The organism is Acidovorax soli, from assembly GCF_014207955.1.
Classification (GTDB): Bacteria; Pseudomonadota; Gammaproteobacteria; order Burkholderiales; family Burkholderiaceae_C; genus Acidovorax; species Acidovorax soli_A.
Window position 1 is genome coordinate 1 of record NZ_JACHLK010000034.1, and the last position, 18026, is coordinate 18026.

The 18026-nt window shown below is 67.8% G+C and carries 13 protein-coding genes; 7 read left to right on the top strand and 6 right to left on the bottom strand.

Going from position 1 to position 18026, the window contains the following annotated elements; all coding sequences use genetic code 11:
• Window positions 1-310: 310 nt before the first annotated feature.
• Window positions 311-1270: a LysR family transcriptional regulator gene (locus tag HNP48_RS34605; RefSeq protein ID WP_184866115.1), complete on the bottom strand. Its 960-nt coding sequence runs from the start codon at window positions 1268-1270 to the stop codon at window positions 311-313.
• Window positions 1271-1451: 181 nt separating this feature from the next.
• Between HNP48_RS34605 and HNP48_RS34610 the strand changes: the two genes are divergently transcribed.
• From HNP48_RS34610 to HNP48_RS34625, 4 genes are all read left to right on the top strand, one after another.
• On the top strand, window positions 1452-2390 hold the full coding sequence (locus HNP48_RS34610; protein ID WP_184866117.1) for a dihydrodipicolinate synthase family protein: 939 nt from the start codon (window positions 1452-1454) through the stop codon (window positions 2388-2390).
• Window positions 2391-2474: 84 nt separating this feature from the next.
• Window positions 2475-3443 carry a tripartite tricarboxylate transporter substrate binding protein gene (locus HNP48_RS34615; protein WP_184866119.1) on the top strand — a complete coding sequence of 323 codons (969 nt, stop codon included), beginning with the start codon at window positions 2475-2477 and terminating at the stop codon, window positions 3441-3443.
• Window positions 3444-3488: 45 nt separating this feature from the next.
• Window positions 3489-4187, top strand: coding sequence for an SDR family NAD(P)-dependent oxidoreductase (locus HNP48_RS34620; RefSeq protein WP_184866121.1), 699 nt, complete (start codon window positions 3489-3491; stop codon window positions 4185-4187).
• A 47-nt stretch (window positions 4188-4234) separates the two neighbouring features.
• Window positions 4235-5401, top strand: a complete 1167-nt coding sequence (locus HNP48_RS34625; RefSeq protein ID WP_184866123.1) for a mandelate racemase/muconate lactonizing enzyme family protein — start codon at window positions 4235-4237, stop codon at window positions 5399-5401.
• Window positions 5402-5409: 8 nt separating this feature from the next.
• Here HNP48_RS34625 and HNP48_RS34630 read toward each other — a convergent pair whose 3' ends face one another.
• The 4 genes from HNP48_RS34630 to dnaG form a co-directional block, all read right to left on the bottom strand.
• The gene (locus tag HNP48_RS34630; RefSeq protein WP_184866125.1) at window positions 5410-6951 is read right to left on the bottom strand and encodes a methyl-accepting chemotaxis protein; all 1542 of its coding nucleotides are present in this window, start codon (window positions 6949-6951) and stop codon (window positions 5410-5412) included.
• A gap of 37 nt (window positions 6952-6988) precedes the next feature.
• Entirely contained in the window at window positions 6989-8005 is a 1017-nt protein-coding gene (locus HNP48_RS34635; RefSeq protein ID WP_184866127.1) for a tripartite tricarboxylate transporter substrate binding protein, read from the bottom strand.
• Between the two features lie 205 nt (window positions 8006-8210).
• Window positions 8211-10580 carry an RNA polymerase sigma factor RpoD gene (gene rpoD, locus HNP48_RS34640; protein ID WP_184866129.1) on the bottom strand — a complete coding sequence of 790 codons (2370 nt, stop codon included), beginning with the start codon at window positions 10578-10580 and terminating at the stop codon, window positions 8211-8213.
• Between the two features lie 248 nt (window positions 10581-10828).
• Window positions 10829-12895, bottom strand: a complete 2067-nt coding sequence (dnaG, locus tag HNP48_RS34645; RefSeq protein WP_184866131.1) for a DNA primase — start codon at window positions 12893-12895, stop codon at window positions 10829-10831.
• Between the two features lie 172 nt (window positions 12896-13067).
• On the opposite strand from dnaG, the gene HNP48_RS34650 reads away from it, so the two are divergent.
• The 3 genes from HNP48_RS34650 to HNP48_RS34660 all read left to right on the top strand — a co-directional run bounded on the left by HNP48_RS34650 (window position 13068) and on the right by HNP48_RS34660 (window position 16967).
• The gene (locus HNP48_RS34650; protein WP_184866133.1) at window positions 13068-14354 is read left to right on the top strand and encodes a solute carrier family 23 protein; all 1287 of its coding nucleotides are present in this window, start codon (window positions 13068-13070) and stop codon (window positions 14352-14354) included.
• Between the two features lie 101 nt (window positions 14355-14455).
• Window positions 14456-16102 (top strand): acyl-CoA synthetase, encoded by a 1647-nt coding sequence (locus HNP48_RS34655; RefSeq protein ID WP_184866135.1) that lies wholly within the window; start codon window positions 14456-14458, stop codon window positions 16100-16102.
• 121 nt (window positions 16103-16223) lie between these two features.
• A complete protein-coding gene (locus HNP48_RS34660) occupies window positions 16224-16967 on the top strand; it encodes an SDR family oxidoreductase (protein ID WP_184866137.1) in 744 nt (247 codons plus the stop codon).
• Here the strand turns inward: HNP48_RS34660 and HNP48_RS34665 are convergent.
• On the bottom strand, window positions 16918-17844 hold the full coding sequence (locus HNP48_RS34665; RefSeq protein ID WP_221480463.1) for a LysR family transcriptional regulator: 927 nt from the start codon (window positions 17842-17844) through the stop codon (window positions 16918-16920). The two genes, HNP48_RS34660 and HNP48_RS34665, sit on opposite strands and share 50 nt — an antisense overlap.
• Window positions 17845-18026 lie beyond the last annotated feature (182 nt).

Here is an 18026-nt window from a genome sequence, read left to right on the forward strand (position 1 = left end):
CTGACCGTGCCGAGAAGCGCAGGGCCTGGGGTGAGCGCGTGCCGAAGGACACGCGCATCGTTGTCTGACTCACCGTGGATGTTTGAGCGAAGTTCGCCCGCAGGGGGAACGCAGCGAGTTCCACGGTGCACCCCAGGACCGAGCATCGCAGGCTGCCCCCTCGCCACAGGCGAGGGGGACACGGGCAGCGGGGCCGCCTTCTCTTTGGTGACTTTCTCTTGGCGGCCCAAGAGAAAGTTACTGCGCCGCCGGGCGCACATCCCGGCTCCCGCACTTGATCAAGGCATGCTGCCAACGACAAGAAACAAGGCTACAAAACCCGCCCCGCAGCAGCCGCAGTCAACTCCCACAACGCCTCCGCCACAGGCGCCATCTCCGCCCTCTGCCGATACAAGCGAATCTCCACCGGCACATTCCACTCTTCGCCTCCGGCCACCACCAGCGCCCCCGACCGCAACTCATCGGCAATCAGGCTCTGCGGCAACCAGGCCACACCCCGCCCCTCCTGGGCCATGGTCTTGAGCAGCACCGCATGGTGCGCCGTGAACACCACGGCCACGCCGCCCGGAAGGGCCGGGGTGGCGTCAGGGGTGTCGGAGAACACACCGCGCATGCGCGAGCGCATGATGCGGCCCAGGCCCGAGGCCTCGCTGTAGGCCAGCACGGGCACGGCATCCGCCTGGCCCATGGCGTGCAGGGGCTGGGGGCCGTCGGGTGCAGGGGCGCTCACGGGCAGCAGCACATCGTCCGAGATCTGGTGCATCGGGTACTGCGCCTCGTCCAGGCGGCCGGGGACCTCGGCGTGGCCGTGGCACAGCACAAACTGCACGCGGCGCTGCAGCATCAGGTCCTCGCAGGCGTGCGAGCTGTCGGACATGGTCTGGATCGGTCCCAGGCGCAGCCGTGCCTCCACGCCCGCCAGCCAGCGCGGAAAAAAGGTCAGTGACAGCACATGTGTGGCCGCAAAGCGCAGGCTGGCGGCCGCAATGTCGTGCGCGGCGCGGGCCTTGATGCGCGCGGCCTCCAGGTTGGCCAGCACGGCCTCGAGCAGCGGCAGAAAGCGCCGCCCCGCGGGCGTGAGCGCAGCCGGGTGGGCGCTGCGGTCGAACAGTTCCACGCCCACCCAGTCCTCCAGCGCGCGGATGTGGCGGCTGAAGGCCGGCTGGGCGATGGCGCGGGCCTCGGCCGCGCGCGAGAAGTTGCCGGTTTCGGCCAGGGCCAGAAAGTCTTCCAGCCATTCCAGGTCGAGGGGGCGGTTGCCAGGTCCCATGGTCGTGTGCGCTCGCTAGGTCGGTGGATCGGTGGGTGGATTGCGGGTGTCGGGCTGCTGATCGCCGGTGCAGATAGTTGTATGCGATTCGGGTATTGGACGGTCGGCGCCCGCCCGGGAATGATCCCTCCCGTACCCCTTCACACGCAACCCCAAGCATTCCTACCGGAGACAAGACAGCATGCCTTCCATCGCGAATTATCGCGGGATCATCCCCGCCATTTCCTGCCCCTTCACGCCCGAGCACCGCATCGATGAGCCCGCGCTGCGCAAGCTCGCCGCCTGGCTGGCGGGGCACGATGGCGTGGTGGCCATCATGACCAATGGCCACACGGGCGAAGTCTTCTCGCTCACCCCGGCCGAGCGCGCCGAGGTCACGCGCATCGTGGCCGACGAGCTCAAGGGCCGCATGCCGGTGATCTCCTCCATCGTCTGCGAGGGCCTGGCCGAGTCGGCCGAGCACGCCCGCGCGGCCCAGGCTGCCGGTGCCGTGGCGCTGGACGTGATGCCGCCCCACCACTGGCTGCGCTTCGGCTTCACGCCGGGCCATGCGCTGCAGTACTTCGAGGCCATCCACAAAGCGGCCCCCGGCCTGGACCTGGTCTGCCACGTCTACCCGGCCTGGACGCGCGCCTCCTACTCATCGCAGTTGCTGGCCGACCTGGCGCGGCTGCCCTACCTGCAGGCCTTCAAGGTAGGCCAGCGCGACATGAACAAGTATGCGCGCGACATCCAGGCGATCCGCGAGGCCGACCCGTCCAAGGCCATCCTGACCTGCCACGACGAGTACCTGTTGGCCTCGATGGTGCAGGGCGTCGATGGGGCCCTGGTCGGCTTTGCCACCTTCATCCCCCAGCTGATCATCGACCTGTGGGACGCCGTGAAGGCCGGCGACCTGAAGAAGGCCATGGCCGTGCAGGCCGTCATCACCCCGCTCAAGGATGCCGTGTACGGCGGCGGCGAGCCCACGGGCGAGGCCCATGCGCGCATGAAGGGCGGCATGTACCTGGCCGGCGTGATCGACGACGCCACCGTGCGCCCGCCCACCGAGGCGCCCAATGCCAAGGAGATGGAGGCCCTGCGCGCTGCCGTGGCGCAGGCCGGCCTGCTCAAGCGCTGACCTTCCCGGGGGCGGAGCCTGCGGCCCCGCTCCCTGCATTGCGACGAAGACCTTCCAAAAAGACCAAGACAGGAGACAAGCACCATGCAACGCATGCATTTCGTCCGCGCCACCCTGGCCGCCATCGGGCTGGTGGCCGTGGCGGGCAGCGCCCTCGCGCAGGGCTATCCCAACAAGCCGATCCGGATCGTGATTCCCTTTCCGCCCGGCGGCACGCTGGACACCGTGGGCCGGCTGCTTGCGCAGAAGCTGGGCGAGCAAATGGGCCAGAGCTTTGTGGTGGAGAACAAGCCCGGCGGCAACGGTGTGATCGGCGGCGACGTGGTGGCCAAGGCGCCGGCCGATGGCTACACGCTGCTGTTCAACGCATCCACTTTCACCACGGCGCCCATGACCATGAAGTCCGTGCCCTACACCGTGCAGAAGGACTTCGCGCCCATTGCACTGGTGGCCAAGGCACCGCTGTCCGTGGCCATCAACAAGAACCTGCCGATCACCGACATCAAGTCGCTCATTGCCTACGGCAAGGCCCACCCCGGCAAGATGACCTTTGCGGTCGGCTCCATCGGCTCGGCAGGCCATCTGTCGACCGAGCTGCTCAAGCGCGCCAGCCAGATCGACTACCTGGTCGTTCCCTACAAGGGCACGGCCCCGGCTTTCCAGGACCTGATCGGCGGGCAGATCGACGGCTTCATCGACCCCATCCTCGGCTCGCTGCAATACCACAAGAGCGGCATGCTGCGCGTGGTGGCCGTGACCTCGGCCCAGCGTGCCACCAGCCTGCCCGACGTGCCCACCGTGGCCGAGACCATCCCGGGCTACGAGTTCTACAGCTGGTACGGTCTGTGGGGCCCGGCGAAGCTGCCGGCCGAGATCACCCAGCGCCTGAACACCGAGGTCAACAAGGCCCTGGCCGGCGAGATGAAGGACAAGTTGCGCGAGCAGGGGCTGCTGCTCACGCCCGGCAGCGTGGAGGACTTCGCCAAATTCCAGCGCAGCGACATGGAGCGCTCGCAGAAGATCGTGACCGAGGGGAATATCCGTGTGGAATGAACTCTTCGATCTGACTGCGCCCATCGGCGAGTGCGGGGTGCAGGCATGACAGCCGGCGCCAGGCATGCCGTGGTCACCGGCAGCAGCAGTGGCATCGGCCGTGCCATCGCGCAGGCGCTGCTCGATGCGGGCTGGCACGTGAGCGGGCTGGATGTGGCGCAGGCCTGCGTCGTGCACCCGGGGTTCACGGCGGTGCCCGTGGACCTGTCGCAGGGCGCTGACATCGAACGCGCCGCGCAGGCCCTGCCGCCCGTGGATGCGCTGGTGCATGCGGCCGGCGTGCTGCGCGTGGGGCCGCTGGGCCAGCTCGACCATGCGGGTGGCGAGCTGATGTGGCGCCTGCACGTGGACGCGGCCACGCGGCTGGCCGATGCCATCGTGCCCGGCATGGCGGCGCGCGGGCAGGGGCGGGTGGTCTTTATCGGCAGCCGCGTGGCCCAGGGCATGCCCGGGCGCGGTCAGTACGCGGCCACCAAGGCGGCGCTGGTGGCGCTGGCGCGCAGTTGGGCGGCCGAAGTGGCGGCCCAGGGCGTCACGGTGAATGTCATCTCGCCCGCCGCCACGGCCACCAGCATGCTGCAGGACCCGGCACGCGCGGGCAGCGCACCGCGCCTGCCGCCCATCGGCCGCCTGATCGAACCCGCCGAGATCGCCGCCCTCGTGGGCTACCTGCTGTCGCCGCAGGCGGCAGCCATCACCGGGCAGGACATCGCCATCTGCGGGGGCTCCTCGCTGCCGCGCTGACGGCGTCCTTCTCTCCCTTTTTTGTTTCCCATCCACCAACGACCACCATGAAAATCGTCGACATCGCCGAATCCACCCGTCCCATCAAGTCGGACATCCGCAACGCCTACATCGACTTCTCCAAGATGACCCTGAGCCTGGTGGCCGTGGTCACCGATGTCATCCGCGATGGCAAGCCCGTGATCGGCTACGGCTTCAACTCCAACGGCCGCTACGGCCAGGGCGGGCTGATCCGCGACCGCTTCCGCCCGCGCATCCTGGAGGCCGACCCCGCCAGCCTGCTCGACGCCACGGGCGAGAACATCGACGCCCACAAGGTCTGGGCGCAGATGATGATCAACGAGAAGCCCGGCGGCCATGGCGAGCGCTCGGTGGCCGTGGGCACCATCGACATGGCCGTGTGGGACGCTGTGGCCAAGATCGCTGGCAAGCCCCTGTACCAGCTGCTGGCCGAGCGCTACGGCACGGGCACGCCCAACCCGCGCGTCTTCGTCTACGCGGCCGGCGGCTACTACTACCCCGGCAAGGGCCTGGACGGCCTGCGCAAGGAGATGGAAAGCTACCTGGCGCGCGGCTACTCGGTGGTCAAGATGAAGATCGGCGGCGCCTCGCTGGCCGACGACTGCGAGCGCATCGAGTCGGTGCTCAAGATCCTCGGCCCGGGCCAGCAGCTGGCGGTGGACGCCAATGGCCGCTTCGACCTGCCCACGGCGATTGCCTATGGCAAGGCGCTCTCGCAGTACCCGCTGTTCTGGTACGAGGAGGCCGGTGATCCGCTGGACTACGAGCTGCAGGCCAAGCTGGGCGAGGTCTATGCCGGCCCCATGGCCACGGGCGAGAACCTGTTCTCGATGCAGGACGCGCGCAACCTGATACGCCACGGCGGCATGCGGCCCGACCGCGACTGGCTGCAATTCGACTGCGCGCTGAGCTATGGCCTGGTGGAATACCTGCGCACGCTGGCCATGCTCAAGGAACACGGCTGGTCCGCGAGCCGCTGCATTCCCCACGGCGGCCACCAGATGTCGCTGGCGATTGCCGCAGGCCTGGGCCTGGGTGGCAACGAGAGCTACCCCGACCTGTTCCAGCCCTATGGCGGCTTCCCCGACGGGGTGAAAGTGGACAACGGCTATGTCACGCTGCCGCCGCTGCCAGGCATCGGCTTCGAAGGTAAATCCGACCTGATCGCCGAGATGCGGGCACTGGCCTCGTAAAGCGCATCTCAACGCAAGCGGAACACGGCCACGGCCTCCACCAACTGGTGGGCCTGTCCGCTCAGGCTGCCCGCGGCGGCAGCGCTCTGCTCCACCAGCGCCGCGTTCTGCTGCGTGGCGTCGTCCATGCGCACGATGGCCTGGGTCACGCGCTGCATATCGCGCGTCTGCTCGGCGCTGGCCTGGCTGATCTCTTCGACCAGCGCGCTCACGCCGCGGATGGAGGCGACCACCTCGTCCATGGTGCTGCCGGCATTGCGCGCCAGGTCGGAGCCTGCTTCGACGCGCTCCACGCTGGCCTGGATCAGGGCCTTGATCTCGCGCGCCGCACTGGCGCTGCGCGTGGCGAGGTTGCGCACCTCGCTGGCCACCACGGCGAAGCCCCGGCCCTGCTCGCCGGCGCGCGCCGCTTCCACGGCCGCATTGAGCGCCAGGATGTTGGTCTGGAAGGCGATGCCATCGATGACGCCGATGATGTCGGCGATCTTGCGCGAGCTGTCCTGGATGCCCTGCACCACTTCCACCATCTGCCCCACGACCTGGCCGCCGCGCTCGGCCACCGAGGCGCCGCTCTTGGCCAGCTCGTTGGCGCGCTGGGCGCTTGATGCGTTGTGCTGCACCGTCTCCTGCAGCTGTTGCATGGAAGACGAGGTTTCGTCCAGCGACGAAGCCTGGTCCTCGGTGCGCATGCTCAGGTCGGTATTGCCCTGGGCAATCTCGGCACTAGCGCTGGCCACCCCCTCGGCATTGGTGCGCACACCCGAGACCACGCGCTCCAGGTTCTCCTGCATGGCGGCCAGGGCCTGCAGCAGGCGCGCGGGTTCGTCGTTGCCGTCGATGGTGATGGCCGTGGTCAGGTCGCCTGCGGCCACCTTGTTGGCCAGCGACACGGCCACGCGCAGCGGGCGCACCACCGAGCGGGTGATCACCCAGCCTGCAAAGGCGCCCAGGGCCGTGACCAGGGCCAGTGCCACCAGGCTGCTGACCAGCGCACGGCGCGCATCCTGCGCGGCCTGCTGGGCAATGGCGGCACTGCTGTCGGCCACCTGGCGGCTCAGTTCCCCGAGCAGCTTGGCGGGGCCCTGGTCGATGTCGGCCACGTCGGCGTCGCCGGCCGAGGCCACGAAACCCAGCGACTGGAAGGCCTCGAAGCCCTTGCGGTAGCCCTGGGCCATCTGGGTATGGGCATCAACGAACTTCTGCAGCGCGGCGCGTTCGCTGGCGTCCACCAGCTGGGGCGCCAAGGCCTTGGCGGCCTCGGCCACGCGCTTTTCGCTGGCCTGGAAGGCGTTCCAGTGCAGCTCGCGCTTGCGCGAATCCTCGCCGCGCAGCAGCGTGTTCTTCCACTCCATCACCTGGGTCTTGAACTCGCTCTCCATGCGCGAGACAGCGCGCTCCTGGGCCACGCGCTGCAGCACCGTGGCATCGTAGGTGCCGAGCGTGCCGTACAGGGCCGCGATACCGAAGAGGGCGGCACCGAGCATCAGCGCGAGCACCAGGCCCAGTGCGCCCGCCATGCGGGTGCCAATCGAATAGCGGGACATGTTCATCAGAAAGTCCTTGCGGTGCGCGCGTTGGCGGCAGGCCTCATGCCTTGAGCTTGAGCAGGTAGACCATCACGCGGGCCGTGGTCAGGTCCAGCTCCATGAATTCGGTCAGGTCCTTGCCCGTGAGCCAGGAGGCCTCCCACTTGTTGGTTTTCAGCGTGCGCACCCAGGACTCATGGGCGGTCGCGGCTTCCACGGCCGCCACCATCTCGGCCAGGCGGGCGGCGGAGACCCCCTTGCCCGTGAACACGCCACGCCAGTTGGCCATGACGGCGTCGATCCCCTGTTCACGGAAGGCGGGCAGGCCGAACACGCTGCGCCGGGCCGACACGCCAATGGCGCGCAGCTTGCCGGCCGCAATCGCTTCGCTGAATTCGCTGTAGCCCGACAGGCCCAGGGCGGCCTTGCCGGTGACCAGGGCGTCCACCACCTCGTTGCCGCCGGCAAAGGGGCGGTAGACCAGGGTTTCGGGGTTGGCCTTGGCGGCACGCGCCAGCACGCCTGCATAGATATGGTCCACCCCACCGGCGGAGCCACCGGCCACGGGCAGGGCGGGCAGGTCGGCCTTCATCGCGGCCACCAGGTCCTTGGCGCTGCGGATGGAAGACGATGCCGGCACGGCGGCCACCAGGTAGTCGCTGGTCAGGCGCGCGATGGGCTGGATGTGCGTGAGGTCCACAGCCGGTTTTTGCAGCGCCACGGCGCCCACCATCACCATGCCGCCCATGAGCAGCGTGTTGGGGTCGCCCGCGTACTTCTCGGCATAGCGTGCGAGGCCGATGGTGCCGCCCTTGCCGCCCACGTTTTCGTATTCCACCTGGTCCACCGCGCCGGCACCCACCAGGGCCGCGCCCAGGGCGCGCCCGGTCTGGTCCCAGCCGCCGCCCGCATTGGCGGGGATCACGATGCGCAGCGTGCCGGCCAGCTTGGCCACCTTGGCCGGTGGGCGGGCCTGCGCCAGCGCGGTGCTGCCCAGCGGGGTGGCCAGGGCGGCGAACGCGGCGGCGCGGGCCAGTACCATGCGGCGTTGCGTGTTCTCGGGAGTGGAGGCGGTCATGGGATTCCCTTGGTAAGCGGATGTATCCAGTCGCCATGGTGGGCGCTGAAACTGTCATTTGGCTGTCCAGAGTATCAGGGTATACGCCGAAGCGGGTGACAGCTGTGGCCGCCACGCCACCATGAAAAACGCCCTGCGCCGCGGATGCGGGGCAGGGCGTCAGGGCCAGGGAAAGTCCCGCCTGCGGGACGTTCGCCAGAGCCGCTTACAGCGAGTCGATGAAGCTGCGCAGTTTGTCCGAACGGCTGGGATGCTTGAGCTTGCGCAGCGCCTTGGCTTCGATCTGGCGGATGCGTTCGCGCGTCACGTCGAACTGCTTGCCCACTTCTTCCAGCGTGTGGTCGGTGGACATCTCGATGCCGAAGCGCATGCGCAGCACCTTGGCTTCGCGCGGCGTGAGGCCGTCCAGGATGTCCTTGACCACATCGCGCAGGCCGGCCTGCATGGCGGCGTCGATCGGGGCGGTGTTGGCACCGTCCTCGATGAAGTCGCCCAGGTGGCTGTCGTCGTCGTCGCCGATGGGTGTTTCCATCGAGATCGGCTCCTTGGCGATCTTCATGATCTTGCGGATCTTCTCTTCCGGGATCTCCATCTTGGCGGCCAGGATGGACGCATCGGGCTCGAAGCCGAACTCCTGCAGGTGCTGGCGGCTGATGCGGTTCATCTTGTTGATGGTTTCGATCATGTGCACCGGGATGCGGATGGTGCGCGCCTGGTCGGCGATCGAGCGCGTGATGGCCTGGCGGATCCACCACGTGGCGTAGGTCGAGAACTTGTAGCCGCGGCGGTATTCGAACTTGTCCACGGCCTTCATCAGGCCGATGTTGCCTTCCTGGATCAGGTCCAGGAACTGCAGGCCGCGGTTCGTGTACTTCTTGGCGATGGAGATCACGAGGCGCAGGTTGGCCTCGATCATTTCCTTCTTGGCGTCGCGCGAGGTGGCTTCACCCTCGTTCATGCGCTTGTTGATGTCCTTGAGCTCGGTCAGCGGCACCACCACGCGGGCCTGCAGGTCCATCAGCTTTTGCTGCAGTTCCTGCACGGGCGGGATGTTGCGCGCCATCACCGTGCTCCAGGGCTTGCCGGCGGCGGCCTGCTTTTCCACCCACTGCAGGTTCAGCAGGTTGGGTGGGAAGTCCTTGATGAAGGTTTCCTGCGGCATGCCGCACTTGTCCACGATGATGCGGCGCAGCTCGCGTTCCTTCTTGCGCACATCGTCCACCTGGCCGCGCACCATGTCGCACAGCTTCTCGATGGTCTTGGCGGTGAAGCGGATGGTCATCAGCTCTTCCGACAGGGCGTGCTGGGCCTTCACGTAGGCAGGCGTGCCGTAGCCTTCCTTGTCGTAGATCTTGTGGACCTTCTCGAACAGGTCGCGCAGCTTGTCGAAGCGCTCCAGCGCCTGCTTCTTGAGTTCTTCGAGCTTCTTGGTCAGGGCCTTGGAGCCGCCCTTGCCATCGTCGTCGTCGGCTTCGTCGAATTCGTCGAAGTCTTCTTCGGCCACGTAGTCGTCGGCCTCGTTGGGGTTGGAGAAGCCGTCCACGATGGTGGAGATGACGACCTTGCCCTCGCGGATCTCCTCACCCATGTTGAGGATCTCGGCGATGGTGGCGGGCGATGCGCTGATCGCCTCCATCATGGCCATCAGGCCGCCTTCGATGCGCTTGGCGATCTCGATTTCGCCTTCGCGCGTGAGCAGCTCCACCGTGCCCATTTCGCGCATGTACATGCGCACGGGGTCGGTGGTGCGGCCGAATTCGCTGTCCACGGTGGACAGGGCGGCTTCAGCGGCTTCTTCGGCTTCTTCTTCGCTGGCGCCCGTGGGGGCGTTGTCGGTGATGATCAGCGCCTCGGCGTCGGGCGTCTGCTCGTACACGGCCACGCCCAGGTCGTTCAGCGTGGTGATGACGGCTTCGAGCGTTTCGGCATCGACCAGCTTGTCGGGCAGGTGGTCGGAGATTTCGACGTGCGTGAGGTAGCCGCGCGTCTTGCCCAGCTTGATCAGGGTCTTCAGGCGCGAGCGGCGCTTGGCCAGGTCTTCCTCGGACAGGACGGTCTCGTCCAGGCCGAATTCCTTCATCAAGGCGCGTTCCTTGGCCTTGCTGATCTTCATGCGCAGCGGCTTGACCTTCTCGGCCGTGGGCGCGCTCTCGGCTTCGGCCTCGACTTCGCCTTCCAGGTCGGATTCGATGTCCGACAGGTCGGCGTCATCGCCGCTCTCCTCGGCGCCGCCAGCGGCTGCCTTGGGCTTGCGGCCGCGCTTGGCGGGCACCTTGGCCTCGGCCGTGGCGGCACCTGCGGCCTTGGCGGGGCGGCCAGGGCGCTTCTTGGGCGCCTCTTCGCCGTCTGCCTCGACGGCCTTGGCGCGGGTTTTCTTGAGTTCTTCGGGGGCTTCCGTCTTCTCGGCAGACTTGTTCACAGGCACTGGTTTCACTTTCTTGGCGGCAGGGGCGGGCGCAGCGGCGGCTTTGGTGGCCACGGCCTTGGCGGGAGCCTTGGCCGCAGCTTTGGAGACGGCCTTCGCGGCGGGTGCTGGAGCGGACTTGGATGGCTTCGCGGACTTTTGAGCGGGCATGAACAACCTCAGAATCAAAAACGGACACAAAGAAAACGCAAGCGCCACAGATCCCGGCGCGGGTGGCACTGCAAAAGCCGTGCTTTTGCAGTTTGAGGGGCATCCCTCAGGGGCAAGATGTCTGGGCGAACATTTGGTGTGCAGTCCTTGCGATGGGTGGGCGGTTGTGCGCGTTTGTCACGGTGGCCCGGCTCGGAGGTGCTGCTGTCGCTCTTGCCTAACCCTACATTATACCATTTGGGCCGATTTCAAGCCGCTTTGGGGCCTACGCCCAATAAAACAACGCGTTTTTGCTCCAGAACGCGGTAACGCTCCAGGGCTGTGGGGTCCTTGGCGGCCTGCAGGACCAGCAGCTTCTGCTCTTCCTTGATGCCTTCGATGAGCATGCGGTTCAGTAGATCCCGCAATTCGAGCCGGAGTTCCGCCAGTTCGCCCTCGGTCTGGGCATGGGCGCCGGTCATCACCTTGACGGCCAGTTCCTCGCACTCGTGGTCGCGCAGGCTTTCGCGCAGCACGGCCCAGGCCAGCGGGCCGTGTTCGTGGAATTGCGCTTCCAGCCAGGTGAACAGCGGCCCATGCGGGGCGGGCTGGGCGCACAGGGCCGTGTGGTCGTCGTGGGTGAGCTCTTCGAGGAAACCCATGTGCGACAGCAGCAGCCGCGCCGCATGGTCGGCCCGGCCCATGGCCGGCGTGCGCGGCAGGCGGGGCTGGGGCGGCCAGGGCGCGTCCTTGTCGCGCTTGCTCCATTTGCCGTTGCCACCGCCTTTTTTCCAGTCGCCTCCACCGTTTTTGCGGAACGGGGGCTTGCCGCCACCTCCGCCATGGCCACCGCCCGGGTAGTCCTCGTAGCCCCCGGGCGAGCCTCCACCGCCCACATAGTCGGGCTCGTGGGGGGGATGCCAGCCATCGAGGTCGGACGCGGCCTCGCCCCATGGCGGCTCGTCGGCATAGGGGCTGGCGGCGGGGGGCTGGGCGCGGGGTGCCGGGGCCGGTGCGCGGGCGGGCTCGCGGCTGCCACCGGGGTTCCACAGCTCCGACAGGTCGCGCGCGTTGAGCTGGGTCAGCTCGGCCAGCTCGCCCAGCAACTGGCGCTTGAGCACCCCGTCGGGCAGGGCCGTCCACAGCGGGCGGGCGTTGCTCGCCATGTGGGCGCGCCCCTCGGCGGTGGCCAGGTCGCAGCCCTCGCTGGCCGATTCGACCAGGAAGCGGCTCAGCGGCACGGCCTCGCCCACATGGCGGGCAAAGGCATCGGTGCCGTGTTCGCGGATGAAGCTGTCGGGGTCGTGCTCGGCCGGCAGGAACAAAAACTTGATGCTGCGCGTGTCCGTGGCATGGGGCAGGGCGCCATCGAGCGCCTTGCGCGCAGCGCGCCGGCCGGCGCCATCGCCGTCGAAGCTGAAGACCACCGCATCGGTGAAGCGCAGCAGCTTGTGTACATGCTCGGGCGTGCAGGCCGTGCCCAGCGTGGCCACCGCGTTCGGAAAGCCGAGCTGCGCCAGGGCTACCACGTCCATGTAGCCCTCGGTCACCAGGGCGTAGCCCTGTTCGCGGATGGCGGTGCGCGCCTCGAACAGGCCATACAGCTCGCGCCCCTTGTGGAAGACCGGGGTTTCGGGCGAATTGAGGTATTTGGGCTTGTCGTCGCCCAGCACGCGCCCGCCAAAGCCGATGCATTCGCCCTTGACGTTGCGGATCGGGAACATGACCCGGTCGCGGAAACGGTCATAGCGCTTGTCCTGGCCCTCCTCGCCCACGATGACCAGGCCGCTTTCCTCCAGCAGCGGGTCGTCGTAGCGCGGGAACACGCTGGCCAGGCTGCGCCAGCCCTCGGGCGCATAGCCCAGGCCATAGCGCTTGGCCACGGCGCCCGAGACGCCCCGGCCCTTGAAGTAGGCGATGGCGCGCTGCGACTCGCGCAGCTGGCGGCGGTAGGCGTCGCCGGCCTTCTCCAGCACGTCGGTCAGCGTGGCCTGCTTCTGGCGGGCCGCGGCGGCGCGCTCGCGCTCCTGGGGTGATACATCGTCGTCCGGCACCTGCAGGCCCACCTGCTGGGCCAGGTCCTGCACTGCCTCGACGAAGCCCATGCCCGCATGGTCCATGAGGAAGCCGATGGCATTGCCGTTCTTGCCGCAGCCGAAGCAGTGGTAGAACTGCTTGGAGGGGCTGACGCTGAACGAGGGCGACTTTTCCCCGTGGAAGGGGCACAGCCCCATGAAATTGGCCCCGCCCTTCTTGAGCTGGACGTAGCGGCCCACGATCTCGACCACGTCGGTGCGGGCCAGCAGCTCCTGGATGAATGACTGGGGGATGGACACCCGGGCATTTTCCACCATCTGCAATGCCCGCGGTCGGACCCTGAATCCGGCTGCCCGGCCCTTGGGCCAGCGGCCCGATGGCCCCTGAAAGGCGAAAACGTGCCGAACCAGCGCACTGGGCCGCTGTTCATCCACTAGCATTCGCGCCTCAAATCACAAGGAACAACACATCATGGGATTCATGAACTGGCGGGAAAAGAGTGCAGACGTGCTGCAGCAGGGGGGCGTGATCGCGCCGGATGAGCGGCTGCCCTGGCCGCAGACGGCGGCCATGGGCGTGCAGCACGTGATCGCCATGTTCGGCGCCACGGTGCTGGCGCCCATCCTGATGGGGTTCGATCCCAACGTCGCCATCCTGATGAGCGGCGTGGGCACGCTGATCTTCTTCATGGTTACCGGTGGCAAAGTGCCCAGCTACCTGGGTTCGAGCTTTGCCTTCATCGGCGTGGTGCTTGCGGCCACGGGCCACGCGGGCAGCGGCCCCAACGCCAACATCGGCGTGGCGCTGGGCGGCATCATCGCGTGCGGCCTGCTCTACACGCTGATTGGCGTGCTGGTGCAGGCCATCGGCACGGGCTGGATCGAGCGCTTCATGCCGCCCGTGGTCACCGGTGCCGTGGTGGCCGTGATCGGCCTGAACCTGGCGGGCATCCCCATCAAGAACATGGCAGCCAGCAACTTCGACAGCTGGATGCAGCTCGTGACCTTCGTGAGCGTGGGCCTGGTGGCCGTGCTCACACGCGGCATGGTGCAGCGCCTGTTGATCCTGGTGGGCCTGATCGTGGCCAGCACCATCTACGCAGTGCTCACCAACGGCATGGGCCTGGGCAAGCCGATCGACTTCTCCATCCTGGCGAACGCCGCGTGGGTGGGCATGCCCAACTTCGCCGCACCCGTGTTCAGCGGCAACGCCATGCTGCTCATCGCCCCGGTGGCCATCATTCTGGTGGCCGAGAACCTGGGCCACATCAAGGCTGTGACGGCCATGACCGGCCGCGACCTGGACCGCTACATGGGCCGCGCGTTCATCGGCGATGGCGTGGCCACCATGGTGAGTGGCGGTGTGGGCGGCACGGGCGTGACCACCTATGCAGAGAACATTGGCGTGATGGCCGCCACCAAGATCTACTCCACCGCCGTGTTCCTGCTGGCGGGCGTGTTCGCGCTGGTCCTGGGCTTTTCCCCCAAGTTCGGCGCGCTGATCCAGACCATTCCGCTGCCGGTGATGGGCGGGGTGTCGATCGTGGTGTTCGGCCTGATTGCAGTGGCCGGCGCCAAGATCTGGGTGGACAACAAGGTGGACTTCTCGCAGAACAAGAACCTCATCGTGGCCGCCATCACCCTCATCCTGGGCACGGGCGACTTCACGCTCAAGTTCGGCCAGTTCGCGCTGGGCGGCATCGGCACGGCCACCTTCGGCGCCATCCTGCTGTACGCGCTGCTCAACCGCAAGGAGTGAGCCGCCAGGAAGGACGGACGGCCCGCGGGTTGGCCCTGAATCCGGCGGCCCGGCCCTTTGGTCTAATGGCCTGATCGCCTGCCGCTGCAAGGAAACCCGCCATGCCCCACATGTTCGACCAGCACCTGGAGCGCAACAGCGCCAACTTCGCGCCCCTGTCGCCCCTGTCCTTCATCGAGCGCACGGCCGAGGTCTACCCCGACCGCCTGGCCATCGTGCACGGCAGCCTGCGCCAGACCTGGGGCGAGACCTATGCGCGCTGCCGCCAGCTGGCCAGCAGCCTGAACCGGGCAGGGATCGGCAAGAACGCCACCGTGGCCGCGCTGCTGCCCAACACCCCGCCCATGGTGGAGGCGCATTTCGGCGTGCCCATGGCGGGCGCCGTGCTCAACGCCATCAACACCCGGCTCGATCCGGAGACCATCGCCTTCATGCTCGACCATGGCGAGGCGCGCGCCATCATCGTCGACCCGGAATTCACCGGCACCCTGGCCAAGGCCTTGGCATGGCGCAAGTCCCAGGCGCCGCTCTTGGTGCTCACGGTGCAGGACGCCGTGTACGGCCCGGCCGTGCAGGACCTGGGTGGCACAGACTACGACGCCTTTGTGGCCGAGGGTGATGCGCAGCACGCCTGGGAACTGCCCGCCGACGAGTGGGATGCCATTGCCTTGAACTACACCAGCGGCACCACGGGCAACCCCAAGGGCGTGGTCTACCACCACCGCGGCGCGGCCACCAACGCCATCAGCAACGTGCTGGAGTGGGACATGCCCAAGGGCGCGGTGTATTTGTGGACGCTGCCCATGTTCCACTGCAATGGCTGGTGCTTTCCCTGGACGGTTGCGGCCCGCGCGGGTGTCAACGTCTGCCTGCGCCGGGTGGAGGCGCAGGCCATCTTCGATGCCATGCGCGAGCAGGGCGTGACGCACTACTGCGGCGCGCCCATCGTGCATGGCATGCTGGTGAATGCCCCCGATGCGATGAAGGCCGGCGTGCCGGCCGGTATCCAGGCCATGGTGGCCGGTGCGGCGCCGCCGGCCTCAATGATCGAGGGCATGGAGAAGATGGGCTTCGATCTAACCCATGTCTACGGCCTGACCGAGGTCTACGGCCCCGCCACCGTGTGTGCCAAGCATGCGGCCTGGGAGGACCTGGACATCGGCGAGCGCGCCCGCCTCAACGCCCGCCAGGGCGTGCGCTACCACCTGGAGCGCGATGTGCGCGTGCTCGACCCCGCAACCATGCAGCCCGTGCCGCAGGACGGCGAGACCATGGGCGAGATCATGTTCAAGGGCAATATCGTGATGAAGGGCTACCTCAAGAACGCCAAGGCCACCGAAGAGGCCTTTGCGGGCGGCTGGTTCCACAGCGGCGACCTGGCCGTGCAGTACCCCGACGGCTACATCAAGATCAAGGACCGCAGCAAGGACATCATCATCTCGGGCGGCGAGAACATCTCCTCCATCGAGGTGGAAGACGTGCTCTACCGCCACCCCGCCGTGCTCGCCGCCGCCGTGGTCGCCCGGCCCGACCCCAAGTGGGGCGAGACGCCCTGCGCCTTCGTCGAGCTCAAGGCCGGGGCCACGCTCACCCCCGAGGACATCGTGGCCCACTGCAAGCAGCACCTGGCGGGCTTCAAGGTGCCGCGCGCCGTGGTGTTCGGCGAGCTGCCCAAGACCAGCACCGGCAAGATCCAGAAATTCGAGCTGCGCAAGCAGGCCGGGTCTGCGAGCGCCATCGACGTCTGAGGGGTGTCGGGTAGGCGTTCGGACATTCCGATAGGACCATCGTTTCTTTCCGTTTTCCATCGGTGCCGGGACTGGGAACACTGCGGTGCTCCACTTTTGGAAAGCACCCTACGGAAAGCACATGGAACAGACGAACACAATCCCCCGTCCCAAGGTCCTCATCGTGGGCGGAGGCTCCGGCATGGGGCTTGCACTTGCCCAACGCTGCCTGGGCGAAGGCGCCCAGGTCGTGATCGCAGGGCGCAATCCGGAAAAGCTGCAGCGCGCGTGCGCACAACTGCAGCGGCCCGCACCGCAGCTGCAGGCGGTCGCGGTCGATATCGCCTGCGAAGAACAGGTTGCCGGGCTGTTCGAACAGGTCGGTCCGGTGGACCACATCGTCAGCACGGCCGCGGACATCGCGGGGGCCTATGAGCTGCTGCCATCGCTGGACCTGAAGGCCGCGCAGCGCGTGGTGGACAGCAAGTTCTTTGGTCCGCTGCTGCTCGCCAAGTACGGGGCGCCCCGGCTGTCGGCGGGCGGCTCCATCACCTTCGTTTCCGGTATCGCCGCCTACCGGCCTGCCGCCCGGGGCTCGGTGGTGGCCGCCATCAACGCCGGACTGGAAGGGCTGGTGCGCGCCCTCGCGGTGGAGCTGGCGCCGCTGCGGGTCAATGCGGTGTCCCCCGGCTGGGTCGACACCTCCATCTGGGCGGATGTGGCGGGCGAGCGCAAGGACGAGGTGCTGGCCGCGATGGCCCAGCGGCTGCCCGTGGGGCGCGTCGGCCAGCCGGAGGACATTGCCGATGCCATCGGCTTCCTGCTGCACAACCGCTTCACGACAGGGACGGTGCTCCATGTGGAAGGAGGGCACCGCCTGGTGTGAGTGGTGCGCCGGCCGAACTGTCAGAACCGGCCAGCGCCAGGAAGGCCTGCAGCGCCTCTGGCTGCACACGGCGCCGCCGCCACAGGGCGACCAGCGACACCGCGGCCTGGGCCGGGCCTGGCCACGGCAGCTCCACCAGGGTGCCGGCGACCAGTTCGTCGGCCACCGCAAGGCGCGGCAGCAGCGCCAGGCCGGCGCCGGCGGCCACCAGGCGGGTGATCGCGCGGATGCTGTCCACCTCGGCCGCCAGCGGCGGCCGGGCCACGCCTGCCTCGGCAAAGCTCTGTTCGAGCAGATGGCGGTAGATGCAGCCCACCTCGGTTGCCACGAAGTGCCGGGCGGTCTGCGCGCCCGGCGCGGCCACGAGCACCAGGGCCTCTGTGGACAGGGAGCGCTGCGCAAGGCGTGCATCGCGCTCGCCCTTGTCGAAGCACAGCGCAATGTCGATCGCGCCACCCTCCAGAAGCCGCAGCAGCTCGCCCGAACCCGCCACCTTCAGCTGCACCGCGACACCCGGGTGGCTGGCCTGGAAGGTGGTCAGCCATTGCGGCACGCGGGCCGCAGCGATGGTCTCCAGTGCACCGATGGCCATGCGCCTGGCCGGCTGGCCTGCCGCCATCTCCACGGCAAGCCGTGCTTCGTCCATCAGCGCCAGGATTTCTTCGGCGTACTGCCGCAAAACCTCGCCGGCCGGTGTCAGGTCCAGACCCGCCTTGGCGCGGGTGAACAGAGGGGTGCCGAGTTCGCTCTCCAGGTGCTGGATCTGGTCGCTCACGCTGGACTGGGCGAGATGGACCGCGGTGGCCGCGCGCGTGATGTTGCGGCTGTGCGCGACGGCCAGGAAGGTCTTGAGGAAGCTGGGGCGGATGTTGTTCATGGCCACACCCTGGCAAGGGCGCGTCGGGTGGCTGCCGGGCCAGGGAAACCTCGGGCATTCGTGCATTTTCTCTCATCCTCGCCATGCAGCGCCGCAGGCCGGGGCTGTGGGTGCGCTGTAATCGACCGGTCCTCTGCCTGCGCGGCAAGCCCGCGCTGCGCCCTGCTGAACCGACCCGGTCT

What these genes read in the sequence shown, in the direction of transcription:
- HNP48_RS34605 (WP_184866115.1), bottom strand. Translation starts at nt 1,270, where the DNA reads ATGGGACCTGGCAACCGCCCCCTCGACCTGGAATGGCTGGAAGACTTT.
- HNP48_RS34610 (WP_184866117.1), top strand. Translation starts at nt 1,452, where the DNA reads ATGCCTTCCATCGCGAATTATCGCGGGATCATCCCCGCCATTTCCTGC.
- HNP48_RS34615 (WP_184866119.1), top strand. Translation starts at nt 2,475, where the DNA reads ATGCAACGCATGCATTTCGTCCGCGCCACCCTGGCCGCCATCGGGCTG.
- HNP48_RS34620 (WP_184866121.1), top strand. Translation starts at nt 3,489, where the DNA reads ATGACAGCCGGCGCCAGGCATGCCGTGGTCACCGGCAGCAGCAGTGGC.
- HNP48_RS34625 (WP_184866123.1), top strand. Translation starts at nt 4,235, where the DNA reads ATGAAAATCGTCGACATCGCCGAATCCACCCGTCCCATCAAGTCGGAC.
- HNP48_RS34630 (WP_184866125.1), bottom strand. Translation starts at nt 6,951, where the DNA reads ATGAACATGTCCCGCTATTCGATTGGCACCCGCATGGCGGGCGCACTG.
- HNP48_RS34635 (WP_184866127.1), bottom strand. Translation starts at nt 8,005, where the DNA reads ATGACCGCCTCCACTCCCGAGAACACGCAACGCCGCATGGTACTGGCC.
- rpoD (WP_184866129.1), bottom strand. Translation starts at nt 10,580, where the DNA reads ATGCCCGCTCAAAAGTCCGCGAAGCCATCCAAGTCCGCTCCAGCACCC.
- HNP48_RS34650 (WP_184866133.1), top strand. Translation starts at nt 13,068, where the DNA reads ATGGGATTCATGAACTGGCGGGAAAAGAGTGCAGACGTGCTGCAGCAG.
- HNP48_RS34655 (WP_184866135.1), top strand. Translation starts at nt 14,456, where the DNA reads ATGCCCCACATGTTCGACCAGCACCTGGAGCGCAACAGCGCCAACTTC.
- HNP48_RS34660 (WP_184866137.1), top strand. Translation starts at nt 16,224, where the DNA reads ATGGAACAGACGAACACAATCCCCCGTCCCAAGGTCCTCATCGTGGGC.
- HNP48_RS34665 (WP_221480463.1), bottom strand. Translation starts at nt 17,844, where the DNA reads ATGAACAACATCCGCCCCAGCTTCCTCAAGACCTTCCTGGCCGTCGCG.